This window comes from Vreelandella titanicae, from assembly GCF_014697095.1.
Classification (GTDB): Bacteria; Pseudomonadota; Gammaproteobacteria; order Pseudomonadales; family Halomonadaceae; genus Vreelandella; species Vreelandella titanicae.
In genome coordinates, this window is sequence record NZ_CP059082.1 from 3,651,771 (window position 1) to 3,671,515 (window position 19,745).

Annotated in this window: 17 protein-coding genes; 3 read left to right on the forward strand and 14 right to left on the reverse strand. The window is 54.6% G+C overall.

What is annotated here, in order from left to right:
- Positions 1–89: 89 nt before the first annotated feature.
- Both ectA and gorA read right to left on the reverse strand, forming a co-directional pair.
- Positions 90–668, reverse strand: coding sequence for a diaminobutyrate acetyltransferase (ectA, locus tag HZS52_RS16890; protein ID WP_009286706.1), 579 nt, complete (start codon positions 666–668; stop codon positions 90–92).
- Positions 669–876: 208 nt separating this feature from the next.
- Positions 877–2,259: a glutathione-disulfide reductase gene (gene gorA, locus HZS52_RS16895; RefSeq protein WP_009286705.1), complete on the reverse strand. Its 1,383-nt coding sequence runs from the start codon at positions 2,257–2,259 to the stop codon at positions 877–879.
- A 217-nt stretch (positions 2,260–2,476) separates the two neighbouring features.
- Here gorA and can point away from each other — a divergent pair, with 217 nt between their 5' ends.
- The gene (gene can / locus HZS52_RS16900; RefSeq protein ID WP_022523472.1) at positions 2,477–3,124 is read left to right on the forward strand and encodes a carbonate dehydratase; all 648 of its coding nucleotides are present in this window, start codon (positions 2,477–2,479) and stop codon (positions 3,122–3,124) included.
- A 27-nt stretch (positions 3,125–3,151) separates the two neighbouring features.
- On the opposite strand, the gene HZS52_RS16905 is transcribed toward can, so the two are convergent.
- From HZS52_RS16905 to galU, 7 genes are all read right to left on the reverse strand, one after another.
- Positions 3,152–3,679, reverse strand: a complete 528-nt coding sequence (locus tag HZS52_RS16905) for a cytochrome c (RefSeq protein WP_190373205.1) — start codon at positions 3,677–3,679, stop codon at positions 3,152–3,154.
- Between the two features lie 49 nt (positions 3,680–3,728).
- Positions 3,729–4,361 (reverse strand): peptide-methionine (S)-S-oxide reductase MsrA, encoded by a 633-nt coding sequence (gene msrA, locus HZS52_RS16910; protein WP_141441103.1) that lies wholly within the window; start codon positions 4,359–4,361, stop codon positions 3,729–3,731.
- An 11-nt stretch (positions 4,362–4,372) separates the two neighbouring features.
- On the reverse strand, positions 4,373–8,425 hold the full coding sequence (gene tamB, locus HZS52_RS16915) for an autotransporter assembly complex protein TamB (protein ID WP_190373206.1): 4,053 nt from the start codon (positions 8,423–8,425) through the stop codon (positions 4,373–4,375).
- Positions 8,426–8,434: 9 nt separating this feature from the next.
- Complete coding sequence (gene tamA, locus HZS52_RS16920; protein WP_190373207.1) at positions 8,435–10,288, reverse strand: autotransporter assembly complex protein TamA; 1,854 nt, start codon at positions 10,286–10,288, stop codon at positions 8,435–8,437.
- Positions 10,289–10,392: 104 nt separating this feature from the next.
- The gene (locus tag HZS52_RS16925; protein ID WP_022523478.1) at positions 10,393–11,214 is read right to left on the reverse strand and encodes a hypothetical protein; all 822 of its coding nucleotides are present in this window, start codon (positions 11,212–11,214) and stop codon (positions 10,393–10,395) included.
- 9 nt (positions 11,215–11,223) lie between these two features.
- A complete protein-coding gene (locus HZS52_RS16930; protein ID WP_022523479.1) occupies positions 11,224–12,516 on the reverse strand; it encodes a nucleotide sugar dehydrogenase in 1,293 nt (430 codons plus the stop codon).
- 3 nt (positions 12,517–12,519) lie between these two features.
- Entirely contained in the window at positions 12,520–13,410 is an 891-nt protein-coding gene (gene galU / locus HZS52_RS16935) for a UTP--glucose-1-phosphate uridylyltransferase GalU (RefSeq protein WP_022523480.1), read from the reverse strand.
- Positions 13,411–13,581: 171 nt separating this feature from the next.
- On the opposite strand from galU, the gene ubiG reads away from it, so the two are divergent.
- Together ubiG and HZS52_RS16945 are read left to right on the forward strand one after the other, a co-directional pair.
- Positions 13,582–14,325, forward strand: a complete 744-nt coding sequence (ubiG, locus tag HZS52_RS16940) for a bifunctional 2-polyprenyl-6-hydroxyphenol methylase/3-demethylubiquinol 3-O-methyltransferase UbiG (RefSeq protein WP_022523481.1) — start codon at positions 13,582–13,584, stop codon at positions 14,323–14,325.
- Positions 14,326–14,994, forward strand: a complete 669-nt coding sequence (locus HZS52_RS16945) for an HAD-IA family hydrolase (RefSeq protein ID WP_022523482.1) — start codon at positions 14,326–14,328, stop codon at positions 14,992–14,994.
- Positions 14,995–15,058: 64 nt separating this feature from the next.
- On the opposite strand, the gene HZS52_RS16950 is transcribed toward HZS52_RS16945, so the two are convergent.
- The 5 genes from HZS52_RS16950 to tolA all read right to left on the reverse strand — a co-directional run bounded on the left by HZS52_RS16950 (position 15,059) and on the right by tolA (position 19,743).
- Entirely contained in the window at positions 15,059–15,820 is a 762-nt protein-coding gene (locus HZS52_RS16950) for a YciK family oxidoreductase (protein WP_190373208.1), read from the reverse strand.
- A 24-nt stretch (positions 15,821–15,844) separates the two neighbouring features.
- Complete coding sequence (ybgF, locus tag HZS52_RS16955) at positions 15,845–16,639, reverse strand: tol-pal system protein YbgF (RefSeq protein WP_022523484.1); 795 nt, start codon at positions 16,637–16,639, stop codon at positions 15,845–15,847.
- 80 nt (positions 16,640–16,719) lie between these two features.
- Positions 16,720–17,259: a peptidoglycan-associated lipoprotein Pal gene (gene pal / locus HZS52_RS16960; protein ID WP_009286695.1), complete on the reverse strand. Its 540-nt coding sequence runs from the start codon at positions 17,257–17,259 to the stop codon at positions 16,720–16,722.
- A gap of 40 nt (positions 17,260–17,299) precedes the next feature.
- Entirely contained in the window at positions 17,300–18,592 is a 1,293-nt protein-coding gene (gene tolB / locus HZS52_RS16965; RefSeq protein ID WP_022523486.1) for a Tol-Pal system beta propeller repeat protein TolB, read from the reverse strand.
- The gene (tolA, locus tag HZS52_RS16970) at positions 18,592–19,743 is read right to left on the reverse strand and encodes a cell envelope integrity protein TolA (protein WP_223827949.1); all 1,152 of its coding nucleotides are present in this window, start codon (positions 19,741–19,743) and stop codon (positions 18,592–18,594) included. The genes tolB and tolA overlap by 1 nt, the downstream gene beginning before the upstream one ends.
- Positions 19,744–19,745 lie beyond the last annotated feature (2 nt).

The window sequence follows — 19,745 nt, forward strand, 5'->3', positions numbered from 1 at the left end:
GATCATTTTAACTTTAGGCATTACTTGCCCGAAGCAACATGAGCGGGAAAAACGGTAAGTCCGATACGTGTATCTAGCAAAACGACGTATTAGATGCGATCTGTTTGGAACGGGCCGATACGAACCAGGTTTTCCGGGTCATGCTCTCCTCCGAGCTGTTCGGTAGAGAAGTATTCGCGGCTATTGAGCGGCGCATGCCAGCGTGCCGCCAAGCGACGGAATAAGCCCCAAGAGGCTAGATTGTCAGGGGTGATGGTGGTTTCAAGGTGATGCACATCATCAAGCTCAGGGCGGGACATAATAGCCTCGACCAAGCGTCGCGCTAGCCCTGTACCACGTGCTTTTTCACCGACAGCCACTTGCCATAAAAAGTAGGTGTCTGGAGCATTATCCTTAACATAGCCAGAAACAAAACCAACGATTTCGCCCTCTTCATTGGTAGCCACTGCGCAGGTATCACGAAACTGAGTCGCCAGTAGCAAGTAAGCGTAGGCTGAATTCACATCCAGCGGAGGGCAAGCTTTGACCAGCTCGTAAACTCCCCAGCCATCATCCGCATTGGGTTTGCGAATAAACAGCGGCATCTCCGCATGACCCACAACAGCATCAGCCACCGTTGGCCTAGCAAGGTCAGCAGAGGGGGTAAAAGGTTGTGTCGGCGTACTCATAGTTATGCTTCGCTGTAGCGAATTTGATGTTCATTATAACAGCTGATTATGAGCAATTCAAAAATCATATTATTCTACACCTCGCTTTCCATAATTTTTTGTTATGATCGAGTAGCATAACCACCGCTCACCGCTATCTCTTTTAGAATAGTGCAAGTAGCCTACAAAAAAAGGCGCGCCCATGGGCACGCCTTCACTTTTAATATGCTTATCTGCGTGTCAGCGTACGCAGCGTGACGAACTCCTCGGCCCCCGTTGGGTGGATGCCTACGGTGCGGTCAAAGTCCTGCTTGGTAAGGCCAGCTCTTACCGCGATAGCAATTCCCTGAATAATTTCACCCGCGTCATCTCCGACCATATGGGCCCCTACGACTACATCGGTAGCATCGTCCACGACCAGCTTCATTAAGGTGCGCTCTTGGCTACCTGATAGGGTGTGCTTCATGGCGCGAAAATCGGTGCTATACACACGAATATGGGTGAATTTTTCCCGCGCGGCCTCCTCGGAAAGACCCACGGTACCGATGTTGGGATGGCAAAAAACGGCGGTAGGGATCGTAGTGTAGTCCAACGGCTTGGGAACCGTATCGGCAAAGTGGGCGTCGACAAGCTGCATCGCCTCAGCCAGTGCTACCGGTGTTAATTCCGGCCCAGCCGTCAGGTCGCCCAAGGCTAAAATTGAAGGCAGCGCTGTTTCAAACCGCTCGTTTACGGGGATTTTACCCGCCTCATCCAGGCATAGGCCCAACGCTTCAAGCCCTAGCTCACGGATATTCGCCTTGCGCCCTGTGGCTGCGAGCACCACATCGACTTCAAGCACGTTGCCGTTGGTAAGGTGAACATTGTAGCCGTCTTGGCTGCGCTCAATACGCTCGATGTTAGTGTTGAAATGGAGGTTGACTCCCTTTCTTTCCATTTCCGCGCAGGTGAACTCGCGAACCTGTTGATCAAAGCCTTTTAAAAACAGCTCGCCACGGTAGATGAGGTGCGTCTCGCTGCCCAGACCATTAAAGATACTCGAAAATTCCACCGCAATATAGCCACCGCCAAGCACTAAAAAGCGCTTAGGAAAAGTATCTAGATCAAAAATCTGATTGGAATCCAGTGCGTGTTCACTGCCAGGAAAATCGGGTACCCAGGGCCATCCACCAGTAGCCAGAACGATTTTTTGTGCAGTCACCGATATATCGCCATGCTCGCCGCTTAAGGTCACCGTGTGTGCATCGGCCAAGCGTGCTCGTGCATTGAAGAGCGTTACTCCAGCGCCTTCCAGCATGCGCTGATAAATGCCATTCAGGCGCTTGATTTCACTGATTTTGTTGTCGCGCAGTGTGGCCCAATCGAAGCTGGCGGGGCCAGGCAGCTGCCAGCCAAAACCTGCCGCATCATCAAAACTGTCATGGAAATGGGCAGCGTAGGAGTAAAGCTTCTTGGGCACACAGCCAACGTTGACACAGGTTCCGCCCAGGTAGCGATCTTCGGCAATGGCCACTTTGGCGCCGGTAGCCGCGGCCATACGCGCGGTGCGTACACCACCAGAGCCTGCGCCAATAACCAGAAGGTCATATTCGTATTCAGAAACGTCTGCCATGATTTGCTCCTGGGGAGTTAGAATTCGTATGAATCAATATCGGGTTGCCCATTGGTCAAGTGCAGTGGTTGACCTGACTACCCGGGAAGGTTAAAACCTTCTGCTGCTATTTTGTACTGGCCTAGGTTATACAAGGCCTAATTCCACCCTGAGTAGGGCTTTGATAACCCGCTTATCTACCAGCGACTTAACGCCCTTTAACTTTTCTGGAGACGCTATGTCTGACCCTATTGCGACGCTACTCGACAATAATCGCGCCTGGGCTGAGCGTATGTGCGAAGAAGACCCCGACTACTTTAAGCGCCTTTCGAACCAGCAGAACCCCGATTATTTATGGATTGGCTGCTCCGACAGTCGAGTACCGGCGAATCAAATTATTGCACTCCCGCCTGGGGAAGTTTTCGTACACCGCAACGTCGCCAACTTGCTACACCACACCGATATGAATGCCCTCTCGGTGGTTCAGTTCGCGGTGGATGTTCTTAAAGTCAGCCATATCATGATTGTCGGTCACTATGGCTGCGGGGGCATTAAGGCCGCCATGATGGGAGGCGAATGTGGCGTGGTGGATTACTGGCTGCACTCAGTGCGCGAACAGTACAACCATCACAGGAATTCGCTTGACCACCTCCCACTGGAAGATCAAATCGATCGCATGTGCGAGCTCAACGTGAAAGCCCAGGTAAACAGTTTGTGCCGCACCAAAATTTTGCAGCGCGCTTGGCAGCGAGGTCAGCAGATTTCGGTGCATGGCTGGGTCTACGGATTAAGCGATGGCCGCGTTAAAGATCTTAACTGCACCGTAAGTGGTTTAGAACAAGTGGAAACACTTTACCGTATTGACCGCATCCAGCAAGGCGATTAAGCACTCCCCCAATGCCTACCGCTACGCTTAGTCGTAGCGGTAGGCACGATGGCAACTCTTACAGCTCGCGCCCACTTCTGAAAGCGCTCGGGCAGTGTTTCGAGTATCCTCTTGCTCGGCTACATCAATTAAATTAGCGATTTTATCCTCCAGATCGCTAAAACCGGCGGCGAACTCACCCCACTCTTCCCATATGGATGCCCGCGCTTCAGAACCACTGCCGTGGGTGCCCTCAATAAACGCAGGTAGCAAACGATCAGCGCTGGCACGCTCTTGCAGCTCAAGTAACCGCGGCATTGCAGCCTCAAGATCTTGATTATTGATTAGATCAAAGCGCAGCTGACGCACCAGACTTTCAATATCTTTAAGCTCTTCTCGGCGCCAAACCACGGCTTCGCGCTCACTTGCGAATGGCGTGTCGCTGACGGCTTGGGGCAGGGCCAGAGCGCTCGTTTCCTCGCCTGCCCAAGCCAGCGGCGTGCAGAGCATTAATGCTAAAGCGCTGGCTGCCGTGCCGCGGGGGGAAGCCCACTTCAGGTAATGGCGTTGCTGCATAATGGCTTCCTGTCGATGATTCGGTAGTCAAAGGTTTAGTGCGCACGTTTTAACCTATCGGGCAGGTGACACCCGTACCTTTTAAGCCGCAGTAGCCATGAGGGTTTTTATCCAGGTACTGCTGATGGTAAGCCTCTGCGTAATAAAATGTTTCTAGCGGCTTAATCTCAGTAGTGATTGCCCCTCTGCCCGCTTTGTCGAGCGCCTGTTGGTACGCTGCCGCACTCTGCTCGGCTACCGTTTGCTGCGCTTGGCTGGTGGTAAAAATGGCGGAGCGATACTGCGAGCCAATATCGTTCCCCTGGCGATTGCCCTGGGTCGGGTCGTGCCCTTCCCAGAAAACCTGCAACAACGTTTCCAGCTCGACTTGCTGTGGGTCATAAACCACCCGTACCACTTCGGTGTGGCCAGTACGCCCCGTGCATGTCTCGTCGTAGGTGGGGTTAGGTGTCTCACCACCGGCATACCCCGCCGCAGTGACATAGACTCCTGGCAACTGCCAAAACAGGCGTTCAACGCCCCAGAAACACCCCATGCCTAGCACGATCTCCTCGTGGCCTTCGGGAAACGGAGGATGTATCGAGTGCCCATTAATGGTATGCACCTGACTGGTTTCTATGGGCGTATCACGTCCAGGCAGTACACGGCCTGAACCTGAGCTAGCGTTTGAAAATAGTGACATATCACCCTCACTTATTGCTGCTGAATGATTTCAGGATTACCGGAACGGGTAAAGATGTAGATTAAGTCCACCGCTTGGTTGGTACCCGAGACGGCCTGTACATAAAGGTTACGCCACAGCGTGTAGCGTAGTGTTAGTTCGGCAATTGGTGAGAAAATTCCCACACCGTAACTAATTCTAAGATCATCGGTGAGTTGGCCACTGACAGCGACTTGGCTATCATCGCCAGCCCCAGTGGTGTCCAGAGTTAAGTCATCAATGCCGAAGGCTTCACCAATGGAACCAACCGCCCCACCGGTGCGCCCTAACGACATGCCTATCAGCGCGGTAGTCAGTGCGCTATCCACACCGCCCCCAGAAGCATCAGGTGCGCGACCCCGTAACAGGTAAGAGAGCGCACGGGATTCATCCATCGCCGGTTCAGAAAAGATCAGTACGTTCGGAGATTCGGCACTACCTGTTACCCGCAAGCCCGCAATAACGTCATCTTCGGTAATGTCAGGGTTGCGAATGGCCTCGAAGTCGAGCGTAGGTAGACCGGGTGGCCCACTAAACAGCAGTTCACCGCGGCGGATAACCAGGTCTTGGCCGAAAGCCTGGAAACGACCATCGACCAAATTAACGTCGCCGAATAACTGTAACGCGCCGCTGCTTTGGCGAATTTCCAGCGCGCCTCCCAAGCCAGATTCCAAGCCGTAGGCTGAAATTTGCATATCGCTACCCAACGTTAAGGTCACCAGTACGTCAATGGCCATACCGGTGGCGGCAAGCTCGTCCGCGGCACTTGGATCATCCTCATTGGCAGCCGCTCGCTGAGCCTCAATTTCGGCCTGGCGATCGTCGCGCTCGGTAATAATCACTTCATCGCCACTTGGGGTGACTGCTGATGAGGGCATATCGCCAATTTCAAGCCGTGCCCAGGGTAAATTCACATCCCCCCTCACTTGCAGCCTTTCCGGCGTGACCCGGATACGGATATCAGGCGCTACTTCAAGACGTCCAAACTGGGGCAAAACGACCAGGATAGGCTCCTGCACAGCATTCAGATCGACGCCAATCCGCCAATCATCACCGCTTGGCCAATATGCATCACCGGTGATTTCCAAACGCCCGCGCTCAGCGGCCAAGTAGCCGTCAATATCCCCCTGTTCACCGTCGAAAGAGACCACCAGTTCGCCACCCTGAATATCGACAGGAATATCCGGACCACTTACCCCTATGCCGCGCAGTCCAAGCTGGCCTTGCAAGTCAGGCGCGGCGGTGGTGCCGGTAATTTGGACGCTGCCCGTTAAATCGCCCTCCAGTCGCTCCATTCCTACCAACATAGGTCGATAGGGTTGCAGCGAAACATCTTCTGCACGCAGCTCGCCAGTTAACGCGCCGGCCCCCAAGGGATCATTAACCGCTAGGTCCAAGTTGATATCGCCTGCTTCGGCAAGCGAAAGTGACACATTGGCATTCGCCTGGGCTTGGTTGGCCTCGATCTGAGCGTCTAAACTGACTTCTGGCAGTTGCACCGGCTGGCCATAATCATTAACGGCGGTAATGGCGAGTTCGCTAAGAATTTGTAGATCTGCCTGCCACTGGGCACCCCCTTGACGCCAGTTGGCAACAAGATCCGCGGTTGTATCCCCCTCTAACTGCCACTCTTCAGGCAAAAAGGGCTCCAGCATTTCCATTGGCACTTCACGTACCGAAAGCACGGCGTTGCCCTGTTGCGCAGAGGCAGTGATCTCCTCTTCAGAACAGACTAGCCCACCTTGCTCCCGGCGCAGGCAGAACGGCGATAGGCGCGCCTGACCATTGGCTAGGTTGTAGCGCAAGTCCAGAGGCGCCTCAAGACGAATATCCCCCGCCTCAGAATCAACTTCCAGTGGCGTTACGCGGGCTTGGTAAAGTTGGCCTTGCTGGTCAAAGCGGCCTTCCAGGGCAATCAGCGCACGGCTTAAAGCGCTGTTATCTGTGCCCTGGGCGGTCAGTTCAAGCTGATGCTCAGAGAGGCGCCCGGCCAAATTGGCCTCTATATTTGCAAGGGCCTGCCCCCCAGCATTGACGTTTTGTAGTGCGAGCTGTACGTCGAGGGAAGGATCATCAATGCCCTGTACATCAGCATCCAGGACAAGCCGTTCAATACGATTCTGACCAAAACGCACGCCATCACCCTGTAAACTGGCGAGTAATTGCGGTTGATTAAAACTACCGCTGGCCTCTAGCGTACCGACGATAGTGCCCGCCAAGTCTGGCGATAGTGTCTGCAACTGGCGTAGTGCAATGTCCGCGTTTAACGACATGGCCTGTTCGCTAATTTGCCCCTCTGCTGTTAAGCGATTCTCCCCCTGGGTAAACAGCAACTCGTCAATCTCCAGCTCCAGGTTGCTGTTAGCATCAAAGGCCGCTTGCAGGGTTAGCGGGTAGTCGCGCAGTTCACCGTCAATCGCTAAGTTGGGTACGCTAACTGCCCACTGATCCTCTTGCTGCCTCAGCGTAAGCTCGATGTCGCCGTTTAAATTACCCTCAAGCTGATCCACGAAGTGGGCAGGGTTAAACTGATCCAGACGAATAGTGGTGTTGACCTGTAGCGGTGCAACCCAACTGATGTTCCCTTCGCTGCGCAGGGAGCTTTCGTCGACTGCGAGGGTGAGCGGTTGCCAGCTAAACTGCTCGAGATCGCCCTCTCCGGTAACGTTAATTTGAGTGCGCGGCAGGCTCGGGCCCTCAACCGCCAGAGCCAATTGAGCACTATAATCGCTCAGGCTGCCGGTGACCTGTAGATCCAGGTCATCGACTATATAGGCTTGGGCTGTCTCTTCTTCAGTGCTGTCATCGACGCTTTCATTGCTACTCTCATCTGCGCTGACAGGCAGCGGCCACTGAACTTGGTCACTTTGTAGCTGCAGTTGAAACGGCAGCGTCGGGGCGAGTGCATCGACTTGCCCCCTCAAGGACGCATTGACCGCGCCAGAGGCATCCAACTGCGCTTCAAGCGCATCCAGTGGACCAGACAGCGTTAAGGTTAAAGCTTCGCCACTTAGCTCAGGGTATATCTCAGGTAAAAATAGTTCGACGCCCAAGCGAGCTTCGAGTGGGTAGTTGCCGGTTAGAGTGGCGTTCGCGGTTAATTCCGCCTCAGCATCCGGGGTAACAACGGAAAGCTCAGTTACTTCGACGTTATCACCTTCGGTTAACAGCCCAAGCCGCAGTCGCTCGACGCGGTACTCGGTAGCCCCTTCCAATCGAAAATCGTTGAGCGTGAATTCAGGTATCTGGATATCAACCGGTAGCGTGATCTCTGGTAGTTCCAGGCGTTCGCGTTCTTCAAGCTGCTGCTCTGGAGATTCCACCGACGCCACGGCTTCTTGGGGTGGTTGGTTGAGCAAGATAGCGGCATCGATGGCTTCAGCATAAAGCGGCGTTTCAATGCCCTGGGTTAGCAGAACACCTGGGGAAGGTGGCAAATAGACACGAGGCTGCTCCAAATGGGTTGGCGAGAGGCGTACTGTGTTTCCTTCAGCGGTGGCTGCCGAGCTTAACGAGCGCCACGCTACTTCGGTACCATCGGCAAGCCTGAGGTTAACATCGTCCAGCAACAAAGAACGTAGTTCGATGGGGAAAGGAAAACGAATAGTCAGCGGGCTCTCTTCCTCTTCGGGAGGTGGCGCTTGCTCACTGGATGGGCCTAGCTGGATGTCGGCGCCCACCACACGCAGTGTGTCGATGCATAGGCGCCCTGACAGAACACAGTCATCTGCCCACTGGAGTTCGAACTCATCCACGGTTATACGGGTTTCGCCTAGCTGTAGCTGGAAATCTTCGAGCTGGAAATGGTCGAGCAAGCCGCCTTCATGATGCGTGTAGGAGAAAAAATCACGCTGCTCCCCCTGCGAGAGCAGCACCCCAGTGCCCCAGGGTGATAACGCCACCCCGACAATCAGCGCCACAATACCGAACAGCCAAATAGGCAACACGATTACAAGACGCACAAGGCTCCAGAACAGTAGCCAGGCACGATACTTTGGAGACAACATACGGCGTTTATCAGACGCAGCTGGTTCAACCTGAGACAAGTCTCTCTCCTAGAATTCCGGTCCGATAGAAAAGTGCAAACGCCAATCGTCTTCGTGGTCAAAAGGGTGGGCGATGTCAAAACGAATTGGCCCCACCGGCGAGACCCAACGTACCCCGACCCCGGCGCCCGTTTTCAAATCATTAGGCCCCCAGTTATCAAACGCATTGCCGTTATCTATAAACGTGGCCCCCCACCAATCCCCCGTCACGCGACGCTGATACTCCAGGGTCGAGGTGAGCATTTGCTGCCCACCTCGCAGTCGGCCCTCGTCGTTGCGGGGAGATAAGCTCTCATAGGAGTAACCACGCACACTGCGGTCGCCACCCGCGAAAAAGCGCAGCGATGGCGGTATTTTGGCAAAATCATCGGTTTCAATGGCGCCTAAGCTAATACGTGCCAAGAAGCGGTTATCGTTGCCAATCATGCGGATCCACTCCGTATCCCCCGTGATACGAGCGAATGTCGCATCCGAACCCCAAACGGTATCCGAATACTCTAACGAGAGCTGCTGGCGATCACCCCATAACGGAAAGCGCTGAGGGCGTGTCCGCGTACGCGACCACTGAATACCTGGATAAAACAGCCATACTTGATCCGCTTCGCCGCCCTGTTCAAAGTCTTCATAAGTAGTGCGGAAATAGATCGTTTGCACCCAATCGTTATCAAACTCCCAACGCCGGGCTAGCTCGACAGTGCCTTCTAACGACTTGGTGTCGCTGTCATCGACATTACGAACCCCGTACTGAAGCCGATAGCTGTCGCGAAGCGGGTCTTCCAGTGGCACATTATATACCCCGGTAAAACGCTGCTCTGGGGCAGATAAATAGAGGTCGTGATCAAGGCTATGACCAAAGCGGTTAATCCATGGTTGATCCCAACCAAAGCGCAGCCGTGGCCCTACATCGGTGGCGTAACCAATACCCACTTCAAACTGATGGCGATCAGCAGGTTCAACACTGACATCGATAGGCAATTGGGTATCACTGGGCTTATTAAGACTTAGCGCGCTGGCCAAAGCAGCACTGGTGACTCTCGGGCGCTCCGGCTGAGAGGCGGTGGCTTCACTCCACCAGGGGGCACCACCGCCAGGAGGAGAAATAACCAACTCTTGGGCGGTCTCAAGGCGCGGACGCACCGAGACCGAGCTAAACCAGCCGGTTTCCGCAAGCGACCGATTATAGTCTGCCAGGGTCTGCGCCAAATAGGGGTCGCCCGGCTCGAAGGGCTGCATGCGACGCAATCGATCAAGCTCAATATGGCTTCCGGTAATGGAGGATTCACCAAATTGGTAGCGTGGGCCACTGTCAAAATCCATATACAGGCGCGCACTTTGCAGATACGGACGCACTTCCATGCGTCGATCGGTAAACCCCCAGTCAAAGTAACCGCGCTCAATAGCCAGCCCCGAAAACTGGCTGCTTAATCGATCCCAGGGGGCGTGCCGCAACACATCCCCTTCTTCCAAGGGAAAGTCCTCTACGGCCTGTTGGAAAGGTGGGTCTTCACTCGCATCGCCTTCCACATTGATTGACAGAATTTCAATTTCAACCTGAGGGCCGGGCTCGATTTCCAGCCACGCACGTTTATCAGTGGCGCGCTCAAGGGTTATCTCGGGTTCGTAATAGCCGTAAACACGCATTGCTTCCTCGGTGCGTCGGCGGATCTCACCCTCTAAACGCACCTCGGTATATTGTGCCGCATCGATATTCTGTAAGTAGGCTTGGATGTTGCCTTCGACCTCATCGGTAACACCCGTGACAGTCGCTTCTAATGCCCATGCGCTAGGTGATACGCATAACAGCGGTAGCACAACAGTAACGGTGCGCTTTGTGGCTGATGTCCATCGCCGTTGTCTTCCCATACATTTTTATCCCAACCTAAATCAGCGGCTTCATCGCCTAAGCATTTCAACGCATTAGCATGTTAAAGATTAAGCAATCACACTCATACTTCCGTCGCGCCTTATTAACGCAACATCTCTAGCTGGGCACTGAAAGCAAGCTGCGCCTGGCGTACTTGGCGCACATCGCTTTCCAGCGAATTCAGCCGTTGAGACCACTCCTGCTCCAATGCTTCCAGGGCTGCTTGATCTGCGGGTGCTTCTATCTCTGCAACGGATGTTTCCAGCTCATTAAAGCGTGCCTCGAACGCTGCTCTTTGTGCTGATAGCTGCTCTTCCCAAGCGCTACTGACACTGTTGAGCTGACTATCCAGGCCATTGATGCGCCGTTCGGTCAATTGCTCCAGATGGGAGACTTCCTCAACAAGATTTTGACGACCCGAGGAACCCGTTTGTTCCAAGGCGTCAAGAGATTCCCTCACCGCCATTAATTGACTGTCGCGCAGTTCGGCTTGCTCTCTAAGTTGAGACAACTGCCGCAACAGTGTATTGATGGAATCACTAGAGACAGTATCCTCGCTAGAAGTGAGAAAACCGTACAACTCTTCCCGAGTAGCGGCCAACGACACTGACAGCTGCTCCTGCTCTTGGAAAAGCGTCGACATCTGAGCTTGTACAAAGGTTATCGTATCTTGTACATCCGTGTCATCCGAATCCAACCGAGCGTGCACATTGGAGACTTCCCCACTTACCCGGTGTAGCTCACCCAGCAGTCGTTCACGTTCATACCAAAGTCCAGCCGCCGCCGCGCCCATAAGCGCAATGATCAGTAGCAAACATAGCCATAGTGGCCATAGCGTGGGCCCCTTTCGGTGACGCAAGTGTTGCGCCGTCAAGCTTTGATCCACATCGGGCACAATACGAGAGGATGCGGTAGCGTCTGGCATGACATTTCCTCAAAGAGTCTTCGGGTCGGCACGGCGGCCAATACCTCGGTACATTAATCCACAGCTGGCAACGAACTCAGGGTCGTAAATATTGCGTCCGTCTAGTACGAGCTTAGCGTTTAAAAGCGAGCCGAGTCGGTGCCAGTCCGGGTTCCAATACGTTTTCCATTCAGTCACCAGCATCAGTACATCGGCCCCCTCACAGGCTTGGTAAGGGTCATGCGTATAGGTGCGCAGGTCGTCACGTTCGCCCACCAAGGCATGAAGAGCTGGCACTGCTGCTGGGTCGTGGAGCTGAACTTTAATTCCTTGCGCCCAAAGCGCCTCTAGCAGCGTTAATACCGGGGCGTGGTCAATACGCGCTGTGCCGGGCTTAAACGCCGCACCCCATATCGCCACGGTTTTACCCGCCAGCTCACCTGCAAAGTGAGCCCACAGTTTGCGAAACAGGGTCTCTTTCTTCTGCTCGTTAATATCCATTACCTGCTCAAGCAGTGCTGAATAGCGACCACTTTGCAGTTGCACATCGGCCAAGCGCATCAAATCCCGGGAGAAATTCGGCCCGCCAAACCCACATCCGGGGTAGAGATACTCAAACCCGATCCGTGAGTCAGCGCCCATTCCCTGGCGGACATGTTCAACATCCACCCCCAGGGTATCAGCCAAGCCAGCAATTTCATTCATATAACTGATACGGGTAGCCAGCATGCCGTTAATTGCCAGCTTGGTGAGCTCTGCAGCGCGGCGCGGCATACACTGAAATACTTCGCTGCGGCGATTAAAGGCGCGTAATAGTTCCCTGGTCACCTGCTCACCAGTGGCATCATCGCAACCTAGCAGCCGCCTAGTGGGGCGGGTAAACGACTCCCACGCCCGCCCCTCTTCCAACGTATCTGGGAGTGCCACGCTGGTGTGCTGCATGCCCATCAGTGCATGCAGGCGCTCGGTCTCGCCGACCGGAAACGTTGAATTATTGATAAGCACTATGCCCTGCTGATCGACCAATAGCGGGTCTTCAACCAACGCACTGGCTGAACTACGCTGCGCAGGAGATAACGCCAGCCAGATCACTTCAGGCGTGCGCGCCTCTTTAAGCTGCTCAATGACCTCCAGTGTCCCATCCGCCAAACCCTGCTCCAGATGAGCCATCAGCTGAGGTTCGCTGCGCAGCCAGTCCACTCGGGAAAGTGCTGACCAGGGGGCGTCAGCGTGCGGCAACCACTGCACCTGATGCCCGACCCAGGCCAACGCAGCGGCGGCCGTCGCTGCGCTCAATTCGCTACCGTAAAGCAACACCCGCATGGGTTACTCTCCTTGTTGGTAACGTGATAACAGGGCTTGGAAACCCTCACCAAACTCGGGGTGACGACGCGCGTAGGCAAGTGTGGCTTCAAGATAACCCAGCGGCTGGCCACAATCGTAGGTCGTGCCCTGCATACGGTATGCCTGCACCCCCGACTGTTCGCGCAGGGTCTCCAGCGCATCAGTGAGCTGAATTTCGCCACCGGCACCGGGCTTGGTGGCTTCTAAAATGGAGAAAATATGGCCTGGCAGCGCGTAGCGACCAATCACGGCTAGGTTTGAAGGCGCTGCATCGCGCTTTGGCTTTTCCACCATTCCCACAAGATCTGCCGATTGGTTAGGTGCAGGCACATCGCCAGCGGGTGCCACGATGCCATACTTCTCAACTTGCTCCCAAGCCACCTCTTCCACCATTAGCTGCGCCGTTTGCTGTTGATCATAAGCTGCCAACATGCCGGCCAAGTCGGTCGTTTGGTTGGCGCTGTTGTCGACCAGCACATCGGGAAGCAGCACTGCAAAAGGTTCGTCGTCGCCGATGATCGGGCGAGCGCATAGCACCGCATGGCCTAACCCCAGCGGTACACCCTGACGAATACTGATAATGCTGACATCATCAGGCACCAAATTGCGCAACATCGCCAAAAGCTCGTGTTTACCTTTCGCTTCCAGGCTGGCTTCTAGCTCGGCGTGGGTGTCAAAGTGGTTTTCAATAGCGCTTTTATTACTACTGGTGACCAGCACAATCTCACGAATACCCGCGGCAATGGCTTCTTCGACCACATATTGAATAACCGGCCTATCGACAATCGTAATCATCTCCTTGGGAATAGCCTTCGAAGCCGGTAAGCAGCGGGTGCCAAACCCAGCAACAGGAAGTACGGCCTTGCGAATCATAAAGAGGTCCTTTTCATGCGTTCCGACACAGGAGTGGTTAGAATGTCCATAATACTGAAGGCGTGGATGGATGCCACCTCGCCAATGGACGATAACCAGTGCAAATGGATAATAACCAGTAACTAAGCGTCAACTCTTCGCTTAATGCGTAACGACAATGGGAGTCACAACATGCAAGCGACACCACAGGATAGCACTGCTGGTCACTATCAAGGCAATGTCGATGCAGCAGAAGTCGCCAAATTTGAAGCGCTTGCTAGCCGCTGGTGGGATCCGCAGGGTGAATTTAAACCACTCCACGAGATTAACCCTTTGCGGCTCGATTTTATTGATGCGCGTGCGGGCTTGGCAGGAAAAAAAGTGCTGGATGTGGGCTGTGGCGGCGGCATTTTGAGCGAATCAATGGCCAACCGCGGGGCTAAAGTAACTGGTATTGATCTCGGTGAAGCACCTTTAGCGGTGGCTAGGCTGCACGCGGAAGATCGCGGTGTCGAGATCGATTATCAGCACATCAGTGTGGAAGCCATGGCGGCTCAAAAGCCCGGTTTTTACGATGCAGTGACCTGCATGGAGATGCTTGAGCACGTACCCGACCCCGCCTCCGTCATTCGTGCCTGCAGCGCCCTGGTTCGCCCTGGCGGCTATGTGTTTTTCTCTACGCTGAATCGCACCGCCAAGTCCTATGCGTTTGCCATTCTAGGCGCCGAGTACGTGCTTAGACTGCTCCCCCGGGGTACGCATAACTACGCGAAATTTATTCGCCCTTCAGAAATGGCCGCCTGGTCTCGCGACTGTGGCTTAGAAGTGCGTGAGCAGACGGGGCTTACCTACAATCCGCTAACCCGGCACTATCGTTTGGTAAGCCATGATGTTTCGGTCAACTACATGATGTACTGCCGTAAGGTGAGCGATTAAATGCCGATGCAAGCGCCCCAAGCGATTCTCTTCGATCTAGACGGCACCCTGGTCGATACCGCTCCAGATTTAGCCCACGCAACCAATGCGCTACGTATTCACCACGACTTAGAGCCACTTCCCTTTGAAGTGATCCGCCGCCAGGTCTCTAACGGCGGTAGTGCGCTGGTGACGCTGGCGCTAGGGTTAGAAGCGACAGCGGATGGACATACTCAAGCACGCCAGTTCTTGCTGGATGCCTACGAGCAGGCGGTCGCGGTGCACAGCCAGGTCTTCTCGCCGCTCGATGTATGGCTGAAAGAGTGGCATGGCAACCAACGACCCTGGGGGATTGTGACCAATAAACCGCGTCGCTATACGCTACCGTTATTGGACGCATTGGCGCTTCAGCCGGGCGCCCTACTATGTGCAGATGACCTGAGTGTTAAAAAGCCAGCCCCTGAGCCGCTCTGGGAAGCTGCCCGGCGGCTAGGCGTTGAGCCGGGTCAGTGCTGGTATATCGGCGACCATGCACGGGATATCGAGGCCGCCGTCGCTGCGGGGATGACGGCCGTGGCCGTTGGCTACGGCTATATCAGCGCAGAGGATGACTATCAACAGTGGCCTGCTGACTTATGGTTTGGAGAGTGTCACGCGCTGGTCGATGCCCTTAACGGTTTCAGACGCTAGCGACAATTTCAAGCGTAAGTACCGGCGGGCATCGACGTGCTGATAAGGGGTTTAAAAGTAAGCGCTATACCCGTGGCGGCTGGGCATCAAGCTTTTGACCGTTGGTGCCTGCACTGTCTGGCCCCATAAGCCATAAGTAGGTAGGCATGATGTCTTCCGGGGTGCGTAGTGTGAAGGGATCCTCACCGGGGAACGCGGTACGCCGCATTTGAGTCCGTGTGGCACCCGGATTGAGTGAATTAACGCGTACAGTGGACTGGCTATCCAATTCGTCGGCCAACACCTCGACAAACCCTTCGGTGGCAAACTTAGAGACCGAGTACGCTCCCCAGTAGGCGCGGCCTTTACGGCCAACGCTGGAGGAGGTGAATATCACCGATGCATCGTCAGACGCCTGCAGTAGCGGCAATAGTGCCTGGGTCATCCAGATGGGCCCATTGATATTCACCTGCATCACCTGCTGCCAAAGCTCAGGGTTATACTGCTCGAAAGGCGTGATGCGACCCAACAACCCAGCGTTATGCAACACACCGTCCAAACGGCCAAACTCTTTATCCAGCGTTTCCGCCATATCATGAAAATCTTTTAGCGTAGCGCCCTCAAAGTTGAGCGGAAAAATCGCTGGCTGGGGGCCGCCGGCCGCTTCGATTTCATCATAAACGCGCTCTAACTTGGCAATAGTGCGCCCCAATAGAATCACGGTGGCTCCGTGTTGGGCATAGCTCAAAGCTGCCGCACGGCCAATCCCGTCCCCTGCGCCGGTTACCAACACGATGCGATTTTCCAATAGGTTGGGCGCTGGTTGATAGTCGATCTTGCAGCTCATGCTGATTCCTTGAAGCAAAAGATATTAACTTGCTGATTGGCGTAAAAAGTCATTGGCAAGGCCCGCGGCACTGCTTTGCGGGTAGTCATCGCGCACTTGCTCGAGTAGCTCACGGCTGCGCTCTGCTTCGCCTTTACGTGCTTTCACTAAGCCTAGCTTATAGATCGCATCCGGCACTTTACTGCTGCCGCTGTACTCCTCGATCACACGGCTAAATGCCTGGTCGGCGGCATCCAGCTCGCCTTCTGCAGCATATAGCTCGCCCAGCCAGTAGTGACCATTAGCCGTTAGACTAGTATCAGGATGGTCGCTAACAAAAGCCTCAAAGGCCGCAATCGCCTCATCAAAACGGCGCGCTTGAACATGCGCAAAAGCCGCTTGGTAATCGGCCTGGGCGTCCTCACTGACATTGCGGCTCGAAGGCGCGTTGACAACTTCTTCAGCGGCCTCAGGCTCGACTGCTGGTGTTGACTGCTCAATCTGAGTTGGGCCGCTGCTCATCAGGCGGTCTTCAATATCGAGATACTGCTGCTGGGATTGACGACGCAGCTGTTCCAACTGGTGGCGTAACTCTTCAATTTGACCACGCAGCTGCTGGATCTCCTGCTGGTGCTCCTGCACCTGGTTAAACAATACCAGGTTACCGCTGGACGCTTCCTGGCGCTGCGTTTGCTGGTAAAAGCTGCTGTTGGAAGAGTTGGAAAGATCTTGAACGAGCGGCTGTTGAGCGGTGGCCGTTAGGGGCAATACGGACAGCGGGAGCACTATGGCTCCCGCACCGCACAGCCTCTCAACGTAACGCTTGAGACTGTGATTCATGATGACTCCGTAGACGTAAACGGCGTGCGATAAGCCGCACGCCGAATTCATCAGTGGTTAAGCATTCAATCGTTAAATGCTCAGTAGTTAAATACAACACGGCGGTTCTGAGCGTAAGCGCTCTCGTCTTGGCCATTGACAGCCGGACGCTCTTCACCATAGCTAACCACGCTCATTTGTGAAGGAGAGACGCCCTGAATATTCAAGAAGCGTTCTACCGCATTCGCACGACGCTCCCCTAGCGCCATGTTGTATTCACGGGTACCGCGTTCATCAGTATGCCCGTGGAGTACCACTTGAGCGTTCGGGTTAGCACGCAGATAGCGCGCATGAGCCATTACCACGGATTCGTACTCGCTCTTAATTGTATCGCGGTCGTAATCGAAATAGATGGTGCGTACTTCTGGGATGCGTGAATCAGCCTGCTGACCAGCGCCTGAACCAGAGGTGGAACCATACTGACTACCCGTGCCTGTACCCGAGGTGCTAGACCCAGTCGTGCTGCCATCCTGGCTACCGTACGAGTCACCGTCTTGGGTTCCGCCGGTGCTGGAACAGCCAGCGATTACCACGATAGATAGCGCTGCTGCTAATGAGCGAGCCAACGGTTTAAGTTGCATAATCAGACTCCTTGCCTGAAAACTGAAATTTTGATGTTAATCAATTTAAGAAGGGTGACCAAGCTGGATCACGAACATCGCCTTGTGCTGACGGCAGCCTGAATGAAGAGCGACCATCGGCAGAAACAGCACTTAGTACCCCACTGTTACCCTGCTGGGTAGCGAAGATTACCATGGTCCCGTTCGGCGCAACACTAGGAGATTCATCTCTTGTTGATTCACTCAATACCACTAAGCGGTCACCGCTTAGGTCTTGCCTTGCTACTTGATAACCACGGCTAGAGCGATGGATCAAGAATATTTGCTCGCCATCCGGCGAGAAGCGGCCACGCGCATTATAATTACCGGTAAATGTCAGGCGCTGGGACTCTCCGCCACCCAGTGTATATTGATAGAGCTGGGGGCCGCCGCTACGATCAGAGGTAAACAACAGGCTGCGTCCATCCGGCGCCCAAGCGGGCTCCGTATCAATACTGTTGTTATTGGTAATACGTTCTACTGAACGGTTGGCAACATCCATAATGTAAATTTCAGGCTGGCCATCTTTAGACAGTGACATGGCGATACGCCGCCCATCCGGTGACCATGCTGGCGCGCCGTTAATGCCATCGAAGGAGGTCGCCTGCACGCGCTGGCCCGTCGCCACATCCTGGATATAGATCGCCGGACGCTCAGTCTCAAAGGAGACATAGGCGAGCTTGGTGCCGTCGGGCGACCACGCCGGTGACATGATCGGTTCATCAGAGGTCAATACCTGCTCACTACGGCGGCCATCGGCGTCTGCAACGTACAGACCAAACTGCATATCGTCACCGATACCTTGGGCCGTGACATAAGCAATTTTGGTGGAGAACGCGCCGCGGATATCAGTAATCTCTTCAAAAATTTGATCGCTGATATAGTGTGCAGCACCGCGCAGGTCATTACCCCTCACTGTCACGGTTTCACCGATCATTCGACGCTGACCACTGATATCCATCAGTTCAAACTGTAGTTCAAAGCCACCGTCAGTTTGTTCTGCCTGGCCGACGACCAGATAGCGCACGTCCAGCGAACGCCAGGTACCGAACTGCACATCGTCAGATTGGCTAGGCTGCTCAAACATAGCGCTGCGCGCCAAGGGGGCAAAATAGCCACTGCGTTCAAGGTCATCTTGAACAATCTGTGCTACATCTTCGGGCAGGCCGTCTGAACCGGCAAACGGCACGACACCAATCGGCAGCGCTTGATCGCTGCCCCGCGTGATCTCAATGGTTAAGTTAGCACTTGCCACACTGCTAAAAGTGAACAGCAAGCACAATAACCAAAATTTCTTTAACACTTGAGTTTGCATCAACGGACTCCCCCTGGGGAAAAGTTCAAAGTGATATTGCGTCGGATTTCACGCTGTTGATCTTCTGATAATTGTAGTAGCTCAGAAAACGGTGCCGCTTGCTCAACCGCCTGAATAATGGATTGATCAAAGGCACTATCGCCACTCGATGATGTTACGTTTACTAATAATACCTCCCCCGAAGGCCCCAGACGCACATTGACAGAAGCCCGCATACTATCACTTGATCCACCAGGAATTATCCAGGCTTGTTCAATAGCTCGTTTCATTATGTTGCTGAAATTATTTGCAGCCTGCTCAGCCTGCTGGGCATTGGCAGCTGCTTCGGCCTCACCGTCCAGTTGGCGCTGCATAGCCGCCTCGGCAGCTTCTGCGGCTTGGCGTTGGCGCTCAGCTTCTGCTTCACGACGCTGCTGCTCTTCGGCTTCACGCTGACGCTGTGCTTCGGCCTCTCGCTCTCGCTGAGCCTCCTCTTGCTCACGCAATCGCTGTTCTTCAGCTTCGCGTTGGCGTTCAGCCTCCTCCGCTTCACGGCGCTGCTGCTCTTCAGCTTCGCGCTGACGCTCGGCTTCTTCCGCTTCACGGCGCTGCTGTTCTTCGGCTTCGCGCTGGCGTTCTGCTTCTGCCTCTTCGCGTTGCTGCTGCTCGGCGGCTTCCTGCTGGCGTTGTGCCTCTTCCACTTCACGCTGGCGCTTTGCGGCAGCTTCCGCTTCGGCTTCACGTTCAGCCGCTTCAGCAGCCTGCTGTTCGGCCTGCTCAGCCGCTTCTTCAGCTCTACGTTGGGCCTCAGCTTCCGCAGCCGCACGTGCTTCTTCTAGCGCCTGCGCCTCGGCTTCCGCCGCCTGTTGGGCGGCTTCTTCTGCGGCCTGCTGTTCACTAGCTGAAGGCTCTTCCGGTGCATCAGGCTCGGTGGGGGCTTCAGCAGGCGCATTCATCGCCGCCTGCTCTTCCGTTGCTTGCTGCGCCTGGTCGGTAAAGGTTTCGGTGCTTACCAGCGTTGCCTGTACGATCGAGGAGCTGTCAGGTTCTGCGTCTCGATTAGGCAGGCTGATCAAGCTAAACGCTACAATCGCTACGTGCACACCTATCGCCAGAACAGTCGGCCACTTATAGCCGACGTCTTGAGGATCGCGCGGGGATTTCAGTGCCATGT